The organism is Actinophytocola sp., assembly GCF_035942955.1.
Classification (GTDB): Bacteria; Actinomycetota; Actinomycetes; order Mycobacteriales; family Pseudonocardiaceae; genus DASYTH01.
This window is the reverse complement of sequence record NZ_DASZCQ010000261.1, coordinates 1-15,172: the sequence shown is the minus strand read 5'-3', so window position 1 is coordinate 15,172 and position 15,172 is coordinate 1. Positions and strand designations below refer to the sequence as shown.

At 72.9% G+C, this 15,172-nt stretch carries 18 protein-coding genes; 6 read left to right on the top strand and 12 right to left on the bottom strand.

Annotated elements, in window-relative coordinates:
* Window positions 1-2: 2 nt before the first annotated feature.
* Entirely contained in the window at window positions 3-758 is a 756-nt protein-coding gene (locus VGX25_RS26465; protein ID WP_326920617.1) for a lysophospholipid acyltransferase family protein, read from the bottom strand.
* Between the two features lie 208 nt (window positions 759-966).
* Here VGX25_RS26465 and VGX25_RS26460 point away from each other — a divergent pair, with 208 nt between their 5' ends.
* On the top strand, window positions 967-1,458 hold the full coding sequence (locus VGX25_RS26460; RefSeq protein WP_326920616.1) for a hypothetical protein: 492 nt from the start codon (window positions 967-969) through the stop codon (window positions 1,456-1,458).
* A gap of 135 nt (window positions 1,459-1,593) precedes the next feature.
* Here VGX25_RS26460 and VGX25_RS26455 read toward each other — a convergent pair whose 3' ends face one another.
* From VGX25_RS26455 to VGX25_RS26430, 6 genes are read right to left on the bottom strand one after another with little or no spacing between them, the layout of a single operon-like run.
* Window positions 1,594-2,520 carry an ROK family protein gene (locus tag VGX25_RS26455; protein WP_326920660.1) on the bottom strand — a complete coding sequence of 309 codons (927 nt, stop codon included), beginning with the start codon at window positions 2,518-2,520 and terminating at the stop codon, window positions 1,594-1,596.
* A gap of 14 nt (window positions 2,521-2,534) precedes the next feature.
* Window positions 2,535-2,906 (bottom strand): hypothetical protein, encoded by a 372-nt coding sequence (locus tag VGX25_RS26450; protein WP_326920615.1) that lies wholly within the window; start codon window positions 2,904-2,906, stop codon window positions 2,535-2,537.
* The gene (locus tag VGX25_RS26445; RefSeq protein ID WP_326920614.1) at window positions 2,903-4,027 is read right to left on the bottom strand and encodes an ArsA family ATPase; all 1,125 of its coding nucleotides are present in this window, start codon (window positions 4,025-4,027) and stop codon (window positions 2,903-2,905) included. The genes VGX25_RS26450 and VGX25_RS26445 overlap by 4 nt, the downstream gene beginning before the upstream one ends.
* A gap of 9 nt (window positions 4,028-4,036) precedes the next feature.
* On the bottom strand, window positions 4,037-4,474 hold the full coding sequence (locus tag VGX25_RS26440; RefSeq protein ID WP_326920613.1) for an SRPBCC family protein: 438 nt from the start codon (window positions 4,472-4,474) through the stop codon (window positions 4,037-4,039).
* 17 nt (window positions 4,475-4,491) lie between these two features.
* Window positions 4,492-5,283: a metallophosphoesterase family protein gene (locus VGX25_RS26435; protein WP_326920612.1), complete on the bottom strand. Its 792-nt coding sequence runs from the start codon at window positions 5,281-5,283 to the stop codon at window positions 4,492-4,494.
* A gap of 11 nt (window positions 5,284-5,294) precedes the next feature.
* Window positions 5,295-5,678, bottom strand: coding sequence for a polyketide cyclase / dehydrase and lipid transport (locus tag VGX25_RS26430; RefSeq protein WP_326920611.1), 384 nt, complete (start codon window positions 5,676-5,678; stop codon window positions 5,295-5,297).
* A 157-nt stretch (window positions 5,679-5,835) separates the two neighbouring features.
* On the opposite strand from VGX25_RS26430, the gene VGX25_RS26425 reads away from it, so the two are divergent.
* Genes VGX25_RS26425 through VGX25_RS26405 form a run of 5 tightly spaced genes read left to right on the top strand, consistent with a single transcriptional unit; the run spans window position 5,836 to window position 9,043 of the window.
* Window positions 5,836-6,900, top strand: coding sequence for an AMP-binding protein (locus VGX25_RS26425; RefSeq protein WP_326920610.1), 1,065 nt, complete (start codon window positions 5,836-5,838; stop codon window positions 6,898-6,900).
* A 59-nt stretch (window positions 6,901-6,959) separates the two neighbouring features.
* On the top strand, window positions 6,960-7,289 hold the full coding sequence (locus tag VGX25_RS26420) for a hypothetical protein (RefSeq protein ID WP_326920609.1): 330 nt from the start codon (window positions 6,960-6,962) through the stop codon (window positions 7,287-7,289).
* Between the two features lie 10 nt (window positions 7,290-7,299).
* Entirely contained in the window at window positions 7,300-8,379 is a 1,080-nt protein-coding gene (locus tag VGX25_RS26415) for a CHAP domain-containing protein (RefSeq protein WP_326920608.1), read from the top strand.
* On the top strand, window positions 8,376-8,657 hold the full coding sequence (locus VGX25_RS26410) for a YbaB/EbfC family nucleoid-associated protein (protein ID WP_326920607.1): 282 nt from the start codon (window positions 8,376-8,378) through the stop codon (window positions 8,655-8,657). The genes VGX25_RS26415 and VGX25_RS26410 overlap by 4 nt, the downstream gene beginning before the upstream one ends.
* Entirely contained in the window at window positions 8,657-9,043 is a 387-nt protein-coding gene (locus VGX25_RS26405; protein ID WP_326920606.1) for a hypothetical protein, read from the top strand. The genes VGX25_RS26410 and VGX25_RS26405 overlap by 1 nt, the downstream gene beginning before the upstream one ends.
* A 411-nt stretch (window positions 9,044-9,454) precedes the next feature.
* Here the strand turns inward: VGX25_RS26405 and VGX25_RS26400 are convergent, their stop codons facing one another.
* From VGX25_RS26400 to VGX25_RS26380, 5 genes are all read right to left on the bottom strand, one after another.
* Window positions 9,455-10,609 (bottom strand): glycosyltransferase family 4 protein, encoded by a 1,155-nt coding sequence (locus tag VGX25_RS26400; RefSeq protein WP_326920605.1) that lies wholly within the window; start codon window positions 10,607-10,609, stop codon window positions 9,455-9,457.
* Between the two features lie 25 nt (window positions 10,610-10,634).
* Window positions 10,635-11,999: a peptidase MA family metallohydrolase gene (locus tag VGX25_RS26395; RefSeq protein ID WP_326920604.1), complete on the bottom strand. Its 1,365-nt coding sequence runs from the start codon at window positions 11,997-11,999 to the stop codon at window positions 10,635-10,637.
* A 77-nt stretch (window positions 12,000-12,076) separates the two neighbouring features.
* The gene (locus tag VGX25_RS26390) at window positions 12,077-13,087 is read right to left on the bottom strand and encodes a C40 family peptidase (RefSeq protein ID WP_326920603.1); all 1,011 of its coding nucleotides are present in this window, start codon (window positions 13,085-13,087) and stop codon (window positions 12,077-12,079) included.
* 424 nt (window positions 13,088-13,511) lie between these two features.
* On the bottom strand, window positions 13,512-13,715 hold the full coding sequence (locus tag VGX25_RS26385) for a hypothetical protein (RefSeq protein WP_326920602.1): 204 nt from the start codon (window positions 13,713-13,715) through the stop codon (window positions 13,512-13,514).
* A 231-nt stretch (window positions 13,716-13,946) separates the two neighbouring features.
* On the bottom strand, window positions 13,947-15,172 hold a 1,226-nt coding region (locus VGX25_RS26380), incomplete at its 5' end, for a D-alanyl-D-alanine carboxypeptidase family protein (RefSeq protein WP_326920601.1).

Genomic DNA, 15,172 nt, shown 5'->3' with positions numbered 1-15,172 from the left:
CCTCAGCCCGCCTTGATCTCCGAGATCCGGTCGGCGTCGGCGGACGACTTCTGCCGCGGCACCAGCGGGCCGGTGGCCGCGAAGCCCATCAGCTCCTTGGCCTTGGCGGCGTACATGTCCACGTACTCCTGACCGGACAGCTCCATCAGCGCGTACATGATCTCGTCGGTGATCGACCGCTCGACGAACCGATCCCCGGCGAGGCCGTAGTACCGCGAGAAGTCCAGCGGCTTGCCGACCTTGATCCGGACCTTGTGCGGCTTCCACATCTTCGAACCGATCGGGTTGACCTTGTCGGTGTCGAACATGGCCACCGGGATCACCGGCACCCTGGCCTCGAGCGCCATCCGGGCCAGCCCGGTCTTGCCCTTGTACAGCCGTCCGTCCGGCGACCTGGTGCCCTCCGGGTAGATGCCGAGCAGGTGCCCCTCGCGCAGCAGGCGGACGCCGGTGTCCAGCGCGGCCTGTGCGGCGGCGCCACCGGAGCGGTCGATCGGGATCTGCCCGCAGCCGGTGAAGAACCACTTCTTGAGCTTGCCCTTGATGCCGGGCTGGGTGAAGTACTCCAGCTTGGCCGGGAAGGTCACCCGGCGGCGCACCTTGAGCGGCAGGAAGAAGGAGTCGGCCACGGCGAGGTGGTTGCTGGCCAGGATCGCACCGCCCTGGTCAGGGATGTTCTCCGCGCCCTCGATCTGCGGCCGGAAGAACAGGTGCAGCAGCGGGCCGAGGAACACCCGCTTCATGAGCCAATACAGCACCGCGACACGCGCCTCCCGTTCTCGTCCCACCGACCCCCGTCCGCTCGACGAGCCTACGAAGGCCCACTGCCTGGCACAATCCCGAGCCGGACACGTAACACGGTACATAACAACGAAACATCCCCTGGCGACTGGCCAAGCGGGGGTGAGTTCATGCGACGATGGGCACATCACCAACCACCGGCCCGGGTGCTGCGAGGAGGCCGAGGTGTCGGATCGACCCGAGGACGTCGACGCCGCGTTCGCCGCGATCGTGGCCGACCTCGAGCGAGAGGGTCTCGGGGCCGACCTCGACAACGCCACCGAACGTACCGAGGATCTCACCCACCCGCTCAAGGCGAGCGCGCTCGAGGACACCGACCGCATCGAGACGGCCGGCGAGCAGACCGCCCCCCTCGGCGAGCCCACCGCCCCGATCGCGGCCTGGCGCGGCCACGACACCGAGTGGGACTGGTCCTGGGGCACCGACGACGAGCACTACGTCCCGCCCGAGCCACCCCCACTCCCCCGCCTGCGCCCGCTGACGATCGTGGCGCTGCTCCTCGTCGTGGCCGGCGTCCTGCTCCTCATCCCCGACCTCATCGGCCTGGACCGCCGGATCGGCACCCCCATCGCCCTGCTCGCCCTGACCTCGGGCTTCGGTCTGCTGTTCCTCCGCATCCGCCGCACACCCCCCACCGACAACGGCGCCCAGGTCTAGCTGTTCCGCCTCTCCGGAATTAACTGCTGTTGTTGCGTTCCAGCGGATGGTGCGGGTGCCAGGTTGATTGTCGCTGGGCGCCGTCACGGTCCCCTGAGGTGCGGTTGGCAGGACCAAGACCTCACCGAACTGGCCCTAATCCAGTTCGGCGGCGAGAGTGGCGGCGCCGACGAGGCCGGCGTCGTCGCCGAGCTGGGCGGTGCGGATGCGGGCAAGGGGGCGGTAGCCGGCGCCGGTGATGGTCGACTTGTAGTGGTCGCGGGCGTCGTCGAGGAACAGCGGGGCCGACTCGGAGACGCCGCCGCCGATGACGACGATCTCCGGGTCGTAGATGTCGGCGACCAGGGACAGGCCCTTGCCCAGCCAGCTGGCCAGCTCGGCCATGGCGAGCTTGGCGAGCGGGTCGCCGTCGCGGGCGGCGGCGGCCACCTTGCGGCCGGTCACCGCGCGGGAGTCGCCGGCGGCCTCGCGGGCCAGCACGGTGGAGCGGCCGGGGTGCCGGGCGAGCAGCTCGACGGCGGTGGCGGACAGCGCGGTGCCGCTGCAGTAGCGCTCCCAGCAGCCGTACTTGCCGCACGAGCAGGGTCGGCCGCCGGGCACGAGGCACAGGTGGCCCAACTCGGGGGCGACGCCGTGCGCGCCGCGGAACAGGGTGCCGTCGAGCAGCAGCGCTCCGCCGATGCCGGTGCCGATCGCGACCAGCACGGCGACCCGGGCGCCGCGCGCGGCGCCGAACCGGTACTCGGCGTGCAACGCGGCGTTGGTGTCGTGCTCGAGGACGACGGGTAGGCCGAGCCGATCGGCCACCCGGTCGGCGACCGGGGCGTTGCGCCAGGCCAGGTGCGGGGCGAACATCACCGAGCGGTGGTCGGCGGTGACGAACCCGGCCACCGCAAGGCCGACCGCGCTCACCCGGTGCCGGGCCAGCAGGGCGCCGACGACCGCGGCGACCGCCTCCTCGAGGGCGGCCTCCCCGGCCGGCGTCGGCGCCCGCGCGGTGTCCAGCACGGTCCCGTAGCGGTCCACGACCCCAGCCCGGACGCTGGTGCCCCCGACGTCCACGCCGATGGTCCGCCTCAATCCGGTTTTCCCTTGCGGCGCACGGGAATCCGCTGGACCCGCTTGGACGGGCGCGGCGGCGGCCGGAAGCCGGGCATGTGCGGCACGCCGGGCTCCCACCGGTCGGCGAGCACGGCACGCAGCAGCGCCACGAGATCGGCCGCCCGCTCCAGGCTGCGCGCCGCCAGCTCCGAGGAGGACTCCCCCTTGATCAACGCGAGCACCGCGCACACCGGGCACCAGGTCCCCGCACCCGCGAGGTCGGCGTGCTCGTCGTGGGCGCCGGCCGCGACCCGGTCCAGCCACGGCCCGGCCCGCTCGGCCACCGCGTCGAGCAGCAGCCGCAGCTCCTCGACCAGCCGCGAGCCGGGACCCTCGGCGGCGGTCACCGCCCGGCCCCGTCCGGCTGGAACCGCAGCACCAGCCCGCCCGCGTCGGCCTCGGCGTCGGTGACCGCGAAACGCCGCAGCAGCACCGGAAGGGCGACGAGGCGGCGCACCCCGTCCACGGTGATCACCAGGTCGTCGCCGACCCTGGCCAGGTCCAGGTCCGCCGCGTCGGACAGCGGAATCGCGACGGTCAGCTCGTAGCCCGACCCGGCGGTCCGCACCCGCAGCAGCGGGGCCGGATCGTGCCTGCGCTCCAGTGGCTCGGACCCGGCGTACAGCTCCGCGGCCAGCTCCAGCAACGCCGCACGCCCGACCGGCTCGGCGGCCCGGTGCTCGACCACCTGCACCGGGAGCGGGGTCGACGCGGCCAGCTCCGCCAGCACCGCGTCCTGCTCGGCGCGCCGGGTCCGCAGCCAGCTCGCCGCCGGCCCGCCCCATTTCCGCGCCCTCGGCACCAGCCGGTTGGCCACCAGCCGGTCGACGTGGATGCCGCGCAGGGCCAGCGCGGTGAGCGTGCGCCGGGTCTCGGCGAGGACCATCCGCTCCGGGGTCAGCACCAGCCGCACGGCGGCGACGTCCGGATCGGCCAGCAGCCGACGCAGCGACGCGAGATGCGCGGCGAGCCGCCCGGCGGCGCCGGCAACGCCTTTCCAGTGGGTCCGGTTGAGATAGCCGGCGATCGCGTCGGGCAGGGCGAGCAGCCGCAGCGTCTCCGCGGTCGGTCCACAGTCGACGATCACGGCCTCCCACGGGCCGGTGCCGGCCAGCCGGGCCACCTCGGTGAGCGCGAGCAGCTCGTCGACGCCGGGCAGCACGGTGAGCTCCTCGGCGTCCAGCTCGTCGAGCCCGGCGCCGGTGAGCACGGTCCTCAGCTGCGCCCGCAGCTCTCGCCACGATTGGTCGACGAGTCTCCTACTGTCCACATGGGCCGCGAACAGCAAACTATCCACTTCGGACGGATCGGCACTGAGCGGTACGCCGAACGCGTCCGCAAGGGAGTGCGCGGGATCGGTCGACACGACCAGCGCCTTGTGCCCGCCGGCGGCCAGTCGGGCGGCCGTCGCCGCGGCGAGGGTGGTCTTGCCCACCCCGCCCTTCCCGGTGAACAGCAGGATTCGCAAGGCGGGAGCCTAGTTGCCCTCGACGCGGCGCTTGAGCTCCTTGAGGGCGGTGTCCATGATCACCTTCTCGGCCTTGCGCCGGAACAGGCCGATCATCGGGACCACGAGCTGCACCGACAGCGTGTAGGTGACCCGGGTCGAGTCGCCCTCCGGGGTGAGCCGGTAGGTGCCCTCCTGGGCCCGCTGCATCTGGCCCTTGACCAGGGTCCAGCTCACCGACAGCCCGTCGTCGGCCCAGTCGTAGGACAGCGTGTAGACGTCCTTGAACGGCCCGGCGTCCAGGGTGAAGCGCACCTGCTGGGCCTTGCCGTCCGGTCCGGTCTCCAGCACCTCGGTCTTCTTGACCGCCTTGGCCCACTCCGGGTACTCGGCGAAGTCCGCGATCACCGCCATGATCGCCGCGGGCGGGGCATCGACCACGATCGACTGAGTGGACTCATCGGCCATGCCGGGAGGCTACCCGGTCACCAGCGCAGCACGTACGGCCGCTCGGTTCGCTGGAAGTGGCCCACGTTCACGCATTCGGTGCGCGCCACCCGCATCCGCTCGGCCAGCGGTTGGTGGACGTGACCGAACACCGACCAGCGCGGCGCGTGCCGGCGGATCAGGCGCAGCAGCGCGGCCGAGCCGTACTCCGGCCGGCGGGCCACCACGTCGTAGGTCAGCTCGGGAACGTCGGGCGGGATGTGGCTGCACACCACGTCGACCGCGCCGAGCCGCTCGACCGCCGCGGCGTAGTCCTCCTCGGTCCGCAGGTACGGCCGGAACCCTCCGCCGCGCCGCCGCCTGATCACGTTGGTCGGGATCAGCGCGCCGCCCACGAAGCCGAACCGCAGCCCGCCGATCTCGGCGACCTCTCCGTCCAGCACCCGCACCCCCTCGCCGGCGAACTCCGGCCACAGCGCGGGCGCGTCGACGTTGCCGGGCGTGGCGAAGGTCGGCGCGGTCATGGCGCCGAACAGCGTGCGGTACTGGTCCCGGATGGCATCCTCGACCACGGCCGCCGGATCGGTCAGGCTCGTCCACAGCGAGGTGGCGTACGCGGCAAGGTCGTGGTGCCGCCGCTCGCTGCGCAGCTTGGCGAAGGTGGCCACCTTCTCGGGCCCGAACACCGCACCGAGGATGCCGCGGGAATGGTCGTGGTAGTCGACGAAGTCGATCAGATCCCCCAGCACGACGAGCGCGTCGGCCCCCTGCCCGGCCCTGGCCAGGGCGTCCGCATTGCCATGCACATCGGACACCACATGAACGCGCACGTCCACCGACCCTACGTCAGGTCCGGCGGGAAGCCCGGCCGGCGGCCGTTCTCCAGCTCCAGCTTCAGGTCGAGGGCCACGGACTTCGCGGCGAGCTGGCGGCGGGTGCGCTCGCGTCGCATCGCCCGCGGGCGGGGCGGGGCGGCGGGCAGGTCGGCCCGCAGGAAGTAGTGCAGCACCGTGCCGTCGAGCATCGGCTCGAGCCAGACCTCCATGGTGCCGACCAGCGCGCCGCGGACGGTCCAGCGCAGGCCCTCGTCGCCGCGGTCGGCGTAGACCTCGAGCTCGAGGTCGGGCCAGAACCGCCGCCAGGTCGCGGGCTCGGCGAACACCGCGGCCACCTGCTTCGGCGGCACGGCGAGAAACGTCTCGTCGACGACGTCCAGATCGGGCACGCGGCCAGCATAGGTTGTCCTGTGCGGGCTTACCGGCGCCGAGGCCGGCCCGAGGCTCGCCGAGGGGTCGGTGTCCGCCAACCGCCAGCCGACAACGGCGAGTAGCGCTGCCAGCCCTGCCCTCATGTTGAACTGTGACAGTTGTAGGTTACGGTGCGTGCCTAGTGCTGGGGTGTCGGTCACCGATCAGGAGAGCCTGACCGACATGGTCTGGGCGAACGCGGAGCGGTTCGGGGACGCGATCAGCTTTCGCCGCCGGGCTGATCATTCCTGGCTGGACGTCACCGCGCGGGACTTCGCCGCCCAGGTGCTGGCCGTCGCAAAGGGACTGATCGCGGCCGGGATGCGGCCGGGCGACCGGATCGGGCTGCTGTGCGGCACCCGGTACGAGTGGTCGCTGATCGACTTCGCGATCTGGGCCGCGGGCTGCGTCACGGTGCCGATCACCGACGGGGCGCCGGCCGAGCGGGCCGCGTTCATCCTGTCCGATTCGGACGCCAGGGCGGTCGTGGTGGAGACCGAGGCGCACCGCGAGCTGGTGCGGCCGCGCACCGAGATCCCGGTGTGGCGGCTCGGCGCCGAGCTGACCGAGCTTGGCCGGCGGGTCGACGACGCCGAGGCGCACGCCCGGCGGCTGGGGGTGCGCAGCGACGACGTCGCGACGCTGGTCTACGGCCCCGACGGGCCGGGCACGCTGTCGCACCGCGCGCTGCTCGGCCGGGTGCGGTCGACGATCGCCCGGCATGCCGACCGGTGGTTCGGCGCCGGCAACTCGATGCTGATCCGGGTGCCGCTGACCGACGTGGTGGCCAGGGTCATGGCGTTGTGCTGCGTGTACACCAGAACCACGCTGGCGCACAGCCCGAATGCCGACGACCCGCTGGCCGACCTCGGCACGTTCCGGCCGACCGTGGTGGTCACCGAGCCGGCGCTGCTGGCGCAGGTGCACGACGCGGCCCGGCGCCGGGCACACGCCGAGGACCGGGGCCGGTTCTTCGACGCCGCCGAGGCCGTCGCGGTGGAGTTCAGCCGCGCGCTCGACGGGTTCGGACCGGCCGTGACGCTGCGTGGAAAGCACCTGATGGCAAGCAAGTTCGTCTACCCCAAGCTGCGGGTCGCGCTCGGCGGGCGGTGCACGTCGGTGGTCGCCGTGGGGGCGCCGGTGCCCGAACGGCTCGGCCACTTCTTCCGCGGCATCGGGATCCCGGTCCACTCCGTCTGAGCAACCCCGCTGCTCACCCGTGCACGACCGGTGGCCGCGCCGCGCATGGACCCGCCATCGTGAGCGGCGTGGAACAGGGCTTCAGCATTGCCACCGACGAGCTCACCGGCTACGTGCGGCAGACAAGGAACCTGGCCGAGGAGCTGCACCGGCTGGCCAAGCGGAAGATCAACTCGGTGCAAACGATCGCCGAGGACGGCTTCGGCAAGATCGGCAAGGAGACCGGCTTCGCGGCCGCGCTCAACCGCTTCGCCGGCGCGCTCGAGCACCAGGTGCACGGCGTGGCGCGCAACGCGGACAAGCTCAGCGACGGGGTCGCCAAGACCGCGCGCGGCTACCGCCGCGACGACCAGGAGCTGGCCGAGGACCTCATGAACCTGCTCACGTAAGGACGTCACGTTGGACACCAGGCTCATCGCGCGCAAGGTCGCCGGTCAGCTGATCGAGCACCGCAACCGGCTCGCCGGCAAGGCCGAGGACGCGCTGCTGGCCCAGGAGGCGCTCACCGCCGCCGCGACGGCGCTGACCGAGCACCGCGACGAGCACAAGGCCGGCGCCGCCACCGCGACCAGCCACTGGACCGGCGCCAACGCCACCGCGTTCGACCGGCGGGCCCGGCGGATGACCCGATCGCTGGACGTCACCGCGACGTCCGCCGGCCGCGGCGCGGAGATCGTCGCGGCCGCGGCGTCCGCTGTGGACGGTAACCATCGAGCGGTCGTCCGGCTGGTCGAGGAGTACACGACGAAGGCGGCGCAGGCCCTCGACGCCGGGCTCGCGGTGAAGGGCGCGGGCGCCCAAGCGGCGCTGGTGCGCGCGGTGGGTCAGGTGGTCGACCTGGTACGGACCTATACCAGCGAATCCGCCAAGCACCTCGGCGCGGCGCAGCACCAGCTGCGGGAGTCGGCCAAACAGCTGACGGCCCTCGAGCGCGCCGTCGAGCACGACGGCATCGTCGACCCGCAGCGCCGGCGCCGGCAGGGTGAGCGGCGCGAGCGGCGCCCGGACAAACGCCCGGACCGCCGGCCGAAGCACCCCGGTGGCAACCAGAAGACCCGGTCCGGCCTGCGAAACAAGATCAAGAAGGTGGCGCGGAGCCAACTCGGCTACCACGAAGGTCCCGGCAACAGCAACAAGTACGGCCCCGCGGCCGCCTGGTGCTCGTCGTTCGCCACCTGGGTCTGGCGAAAGTCCGGTGTGGACATTCCGATCCTGCCGTTCACCGGCGACGTCTACACCTGGGGCCAGCGCCACGGCCTGGCGTACAACAGCAAGCACCTCGACGAGGTGCGCCCCGGCGACGTGCTGCTGTTCGGCACCGGCCCGCAGAGCACCAGCACCAGCACCCACATCGGGATCGTGGAATCCGTGCACGGCAACACGGTCACGCTGATCGAGGGCAACTCCAGCGACCGGGTCCAGCGGGTGCCCCACACCCTGTCCCCTTCGACCTTCTACGGCGGAGTCCACCCCCGATGAACCACGAGATCACCGGCACGGCCCGCCGCGGACCCGTCACCGTCGAGGTCCACCCCGGCGGCGCCCTGTCCGCCCTCACCCTCTCCGACCGCGCGACGGCCCTCGGCGCCCGCACCCTCGCCACAACCATCCTCGACGCCGTCGCCGAGGCCACCGCGCGGGCCAACCAGCGCACCCGGCACGCCCTCGCCGACGCGCTCACGATCATCGGCCTGCCCACCGACCCCGACCTGGCGGAGCGGGTCGAAACCACCACCCCGCCCACCTGGAGGGTCTGATGGCCCCGGCCACCCTGACCATCGACGAGCTGATCGCCGCCAGCGCCGCACTCGACGACCGCGCCGACGGCCTGCTCGACCGCCTCGCCCGAATCACCGCCCGCGCAACAGAGCACGGCATCTCGGTCACCGTCAACCTCGACGGTCAGCTGATCGGCCTCGACCTCACCGACGCCGCCCTCCGCCTCGCCCCCACCCACCTGGCATCGGAAATCCACCGCCTCACCCTCCAAGCCTCCGCCACCGCCCTCGCCGAAGGCATCACCACCCTCGAACCCCTTGCCGGAGATGAACTCCTGCAGCTACTGGTGCCACCCGTGCCCGAGCCCACACCCGCGCCGGTCGAGGACTTCTCCGCCATCGAGAGCTGGGCGGTCCCGCGGTAAGAAACCAAGTTGGCGGGTCGGGAACGCGCATGGGGGGCGGGCCGCGCCGAGCGCGCGGCGCGGGCCGCCGCTCATCCCCGGTGATCCGTCCACCGGCATTGCCGGACCCGAGCTGACGAACTCGCCGGGGGAAACACTCGCCGGGTCGGGTCCGGCAACCATCGTGCAACCCCGGCAATCTGTCGGAGACCCGGCGACCCGGTGCCAACGGCCAGGCCTCCGGCGCATTGCCGCGACCGAGCCGAGTACGCGGGATGACGTGACTGTGCGGGCATACAGGGCGGTTCATCGTCGTCGGACGGTCTATCCGTATGGTGGCCGCCCACGGGGGATCGATGTGTCGCGCGATCCGCGGACCCGATCGTTGCAGTGGTCTGGCCCGCGGCCTCTTTGCACACCACGGGACCGGGGCTAGAGCGGCGGTGCGAGCCGGCCGTCGAGGAGGGCGGACAGGCGGGCGGCGATGCGGTCCCAGCGCCAGTGGTCGGAGACCCAGCGGCGGCCGGCTTCGCCCAGGGTGGCGGCGCGGTCCGGGTCGACGAGGAGGCCGCCGACGGTGTCGACGATCTGGTCGAGCTGGCGGCCGTCGACCACGTGGCCGGTGACGCCGGGCAGGACGGTTTCCGGGGCGCCGCCGGAGCGGCCGGCCACCACGGGCAGGCCGGACGCGGACGCCTCGAGGTAGACGATGCCGAGGCCCTCGACGTCGAGGCCGCGGCCGTGCGTGCGGCAGGGCATGGCGAACACGTCGCCGGCGACGTAGTGGGCGGGCAGCTCCGCCCAGGGGACCCGGCCGGTGAGCACCACGTGCCCGGCCACGCCGAGCTGCTCGGCCAGCGCGATCAGCCTGCCCTGGTAGGGGCCGCCGCCGACGAGCAGCAGGGCCGCGTCGGGCACCCGGCGCCGGATCACCGGCAGCGCCCTGATCAGCATGTCCTGGCCCTTGCGCGGCCACAGCCGGGAAACGCACACCACCACCGGCCGGTCGCCGAGACCGTATCGCTCGCGGATCTCCTTGCGCCCCAAACGGTCCGGCTGGAACTGCTCGATGTCTACTCCGGACGGAAGGTGCTCGAGCGCGGCCATCGGCCCGAAGGCCGAGGCGAACCGGGAGCGGGTGTAGCGGCTGACGAACGTGACCACGTCGGTGGTCGTCCCGATCCGGCGCAGCGCCTGCCGGCCGACCGGCAGCATCGACCAGCCCACCTCGTGGCCGTGCGTGCTCGCCACGATCCGGCGTGCCCCGGCCGCCCGCAGCCGCGGCGCCAGCAGGGCGAGGGGCGCGGCGGCGCCGAACCAGACCGACTCGCACCGCTCGGCCCGGATGATCTCGCTCGCCCGCCTTGCGATCACGGGTGTCGGCAGCATCAGCGTGCCGGGATGCCGCACCACCGCGAACGGCTGGGCCGCGTCGAACTCGCGGTGCGAACCGGTCCCCGACTCCCAGGACGGCGCGTAGACGATCAGGTCGTGCCCGGGCAGCCGGGTGGCCAGCGCGTGCAGGTAGGACTGGATCCCGCCCGGTCGAGGCGGGAAGTCGTTGGTCACCAGCAGGGTTCTCGGCACTCCGTGCACCCTACCCGGGGCCGTTTCACCCGATGGTGTCCAGCAGGTACTGCCGCCAGCCGGCGATCAGCCCGGCCCGGTCCAGGCCGATCACCTGGCGCAGGATCTCGTCGGTGTCGCTTGCCGACGCGGGTCCGGCGCCGGCGAGCTTGCGGTAGAGCGCGACGAGCCGGTCCTCCCCGTAGTGGTCGGAGACGTACCGGGCGATCGACCAGGCCTGCTGGTAGGCCAGGTCGAGGTCGCGGCCGTGCGCGTGGAAGGCGGCGTCGTCCGGCAGGGACTGCGGCGGCCCGTCCCGCCTGACCACGTCGGTCAGATCCGGCGCACCCTGCGGCAGCGTGATGCCGCTGTCCCGGTAGCCCACGTAGTCGGCGAACCCCTCGAGCAGCCACATCGGCGCGCCGTCCACGGTGTCGGCGCGGGCGGCCACGTGCAGGATCTCGTGCCGCAGCACCACCCGCAGCGAGGCGACCGACAGCGCCCGCGACCCCGACGGGCTGAGCACCACCCGCTGCCCGGCGACCGTACGCCGCTTGGTGTCCACCCGGTCGGCCACCGCGACGGCGACCACCGACTCGACCGGGAAGTCCGGGCCGACCAGCGAGCGCATCTCGGCGACGCTGTCCGGCAGCATCAGGGCCACCCGCTGCGACCAGCCGGTCCCCCACAGCGCGCTGACCGCCTGCACGGCGGCGTCCAGCTCCTTGGCGAGCCGCTCGGCCATCGGCTCGCTGCCCGGGTGGGCCAGCACGATGCCGGTTCGCGTCGCGGTCACCAGGCAGGGCGCGTAATCCCACGGGCCGCGCCAGGTGCGCCGGCCAAGCTCGTCGAGCGCGGTGTCCGAGCGGAGGTACCAGGTGTCGCCGCGGCGGGCGAACAGGTAGCCCATGCCGCGGGTGGTCGGGAGCAGATCGGCGCCGCGCAGGGCGTAGCGCAGCTCCACCGCCGGTGCCCACAGCTCGTCGGTGCCGGGGCTGGCCGGCGGGAACGGCACGGCGGAGAGATCGATCGACTCGTCGGCGTGCAGGAGGTAGGTCCACTCGTCGAAGGCGACCCCGGCCAGGTTGGCGAACAGCTCGCGCTGCTTGCCGACGAACTCGGCGTCCGCGGTGGGGTCGACGGTGGCCAGGAACGCGCCCTCGTCCCGCCGCATGATCGCGTCGGCCCGGCGGCGCAGCAGCTCGGTGACCGACTCCTCGCGCGCCGGATCGATGTCGATCAGGTCGACCGGCGGCAGGGCCGGTGTGACGCCCCCCAGCGGCTGCCCCGGCCCGGCCGGCGGCGGCGCGACCGGCTCGCTCGCCGGCATCGCGACCAGGTGGATCCCCCCGACGATGGCCACGGCCACCGCCGCACCAAGGACGGCGCGAAGGGCGGGTCTGTCGGTCACGGGAGTGGATGGTACGGCGCATACGACTCGGGGCCGGCGGTCGCACCGCCGGCCCCGAGAAAGTGTCCCCTATCCAGCTATCCGGCGACGCGCTTGGCGCCGAAGTAGTCGCTGCCGCCGCCCGCGACGGTGTCGGTCTTCACCGGCACGCCGGAGGTGGAGGCGTGCACGATCCGGCCGCCGCCGATGTACATGGCGACGTGGTGGATGCTGCCCGCGCTGCCGCCGTAGAAGAGCAGGTCACCGGGCTGCCACTCGCCGTACGCGACCGGCTTGCCGATCGTGTACTGCTGGCGGCTGGAGCGCGGGATGGTCAGGCCGGCCTGCGCGTAGGCGTAGCTGGTCAGCCCGGAGCAGTCGAAGGAGTTCGGGCCCTCGGCGCCGTAGACGTACGGCTTGCCGCGCTGGGCGAGGGCGACCTCCATCGCCCGGCCGGCGACGCCGGGGGGCGCGAGGTAGACGCCGGTGTCCGGCTCGCCAACGAGGGCCTTGCGGTCGTTGCCGCTGAGCCGGTCGTAGGCCTTCCTTGCCTCCTCCTTGCGGGTCTCCAGCTCGGCCGCCGCGTTGTTGATGTCGGTGACCAGCTTCTCGGCCGCGTCCCTGGCCTCCTGCGAGCGGCGCTGGGCGTCCAGCGCGCTGTTGCGGGCCGCGGCGGCCGCGTCGACCGCGCTGGTGAACTTGTCCAGCACCTCGCGGTTCTCCTGGGCGAGCACGCTCAACGCCGACGCGCGCTCCAGGAACTCCTGCTGCGACGAACCGGTCAGCAGCGCGGAGATCTTGTTGAACCGGGCGCCCTGGAAGGAGGCGCTGGCCAGCGCGTCCACGGTGCCGCGGAACTTCTCCTCCTCGGCCTTGGCGGCCTGTTCGGCCTGCTGGGCCACGCCGAGGTCGGCGGTGGCCTTGTCCAGGTCGGCCTGCCGGGCCACCAAGGCGTCCTTGGCGGCGAGCAGGTCTTCGTTCGCCTTCTCCGCCTGCTCCGAGATCTCCTTGTACTGCGCGAGGGCCTCGGACGCGTTGTTCGGGGGCGGGGGCTGGGCTGGTGGCTGCGCGAGCGCCGGGACGGGGGAGAAGCTCACCGCCGTGATCACGGCGGAGATGCTGACGGCTCCACGGACTGCGCGCTTCGTTCGATGCGACGCCACGTCGGCGGGTGTCTCCTTCGGCATCGGACCGCTGACGGGGCGAGCCCGCATGCTGCAGGGCTCCACCCCACCGTGGGGGATTCCGGTCCAGCCTCCCGACAAGGCTGAATCAGCGGCGATCCCGCGTCGCCGTCCTCGGGGTAGACGGCCGTCGGCCGCGAGATCTCGGACAGGTTACGAAACGTGAGTCAACCCGTCTACCGGACCCGTCGAAAAACGCGACGAACGTCCGCGAACACCCCGTTGGAGCAGTACCAACTGCGGCCTGTGACCGCCGCTACACCCCCGTTCACCTGGTCGTGTGCCGCTCGTCGACTGCTGCCGACCGCTCACCGATGGACAGTTTTCGTCCGGGCGTGTCGGCGGTTGGTCAAGCAGTTTTCTCCTCCGGTTCGGTGGGGATGAGCCGTAGTCGGGGCACGAGACCGGCTCCGGCGAGCACGTCGATGGCGCGCCGCTCGAACGGGTCGAGCTCCACGTTGGGGGGCGCCCCCAGCAGCACGCTGACGACGCAGTCCTGGCATGACAGACCCCGCACGACGCAGGTGTCACAGTCGACGATCAGAGCAGACATGGCGGTTCCTTCCTGCACGGTCCTTCACTGCCACGCAGGCTAGGCCGCCCCACCGACAATTCCGGTCACATGTTCGAACGCCGGCCAGACATGCACCCGCCTGTGAGGGCTTACCGGCGCCGAGGCCGGGCCGAAGGCTCGCCGAGGGGTCGGTGTCTGCCAGCCGCCGGCCGACGACGACGAGTAGTGCTTCCAGCCCGGCCCTCACGTTGAATCTGACACTGTGGCTGGTCAGCCGACGTATTCCCAGTGCCATGGCTCCTCGCGGCCCCGGCCGGGCAGCGCCCACGGCGGGTTGGACCAGCCGAAGGTCGGGGCGAACCGGGCCAGCCAGGCGTACTCGGGGGTGCCGTAGGACTGCGCGCCGCCGCACAGGTCCACCGCCAGGCCCCAGCCGTGGTTGCTGGTGCCGGGAATGGCGGCCAGCGCGGGCTTGATCCCGTAGAGGCGGACCTGGGAGTCGAAGGTGCGGTAGGAGTCGGTGACGCACAGCGGGCGGCCGAAGGACCCGGCGAAGGCGGCGCTCATCGCCCGGAAGGCCTGCGCGGCGTCGCAGCGCAGGGCGTGGCCGGCAAGGCCGATGGAGCACAGCGCGGTCAGCGGGATGAAACCGTTGGGGTAACCGCCCCAGGCGCCGGCGGCCTCCCCCGCGGCCCGCGGGGGCAGCTCGACGCCGCCGCAGCGCCATGTCAGGCCGCCGTCGGACGGCCGGGGCACGGGCTCCGGAGCACGCGGCGGGAGAGCTGGGCGGGCGATGCCGAGCACGGTGTCGCCGGCGGGCAGGTCGGCGACGACGACGCCGGCCAGCCGGGCGTCGGCGACGAGCATCGTGTGCTGGTCGAGCAGGATGCCGACGCCCTGGACGCCGTACCGGGCGGGGCCGAGGAAGACCAGGTCGCCGGGTTGGGCGTCGGGGGCGGGGACCGGAGTGAGGGACGCCAGCTGATCGGCGGCGGAGGCCGGCACGGACCGGCCGCCCGCGGCGTAGGCGGCGCGGATCAGGCCGTCGCACGAGTAGGCGGCCGGGCCCACGGCGTCCTGGCCGGGCACGTAGGGCGTGCCGAGGGCGTCGACGGCGGCGCTGACCGCGGCGATGGTCTCGGCGGGCAGGACGAGGATCCGCTCGCCGGAGGGCAGTGTCACCTGGGCCACCCCGGGCTGGGGGCCGGCGGACCCGGGCAGCGGGGCCAGCCCGGCCGGCAGGCGGGCCGGGTCGCGCAGCTGCCCGGCGCTCGGCGGGACGATGCCGAGGGCCTTGAGCCGGTCCAGATAGGACCGCCAGTTGGCGGCGGTCGCGGCATTGCGCTCCTGCTGGGTGCGCTGCTGCGCGACGACCGCGGAGTTAGTCTCAGTGAGAAACTCACGCAGCTCCGAGGACACGGCGGCGGCCCGGTTGGTGGCGTCGTCGTTGCGGCGGTCGAGGTCCGCCCGGCGCGCGCCCGCGGCCCGCTCGGCGT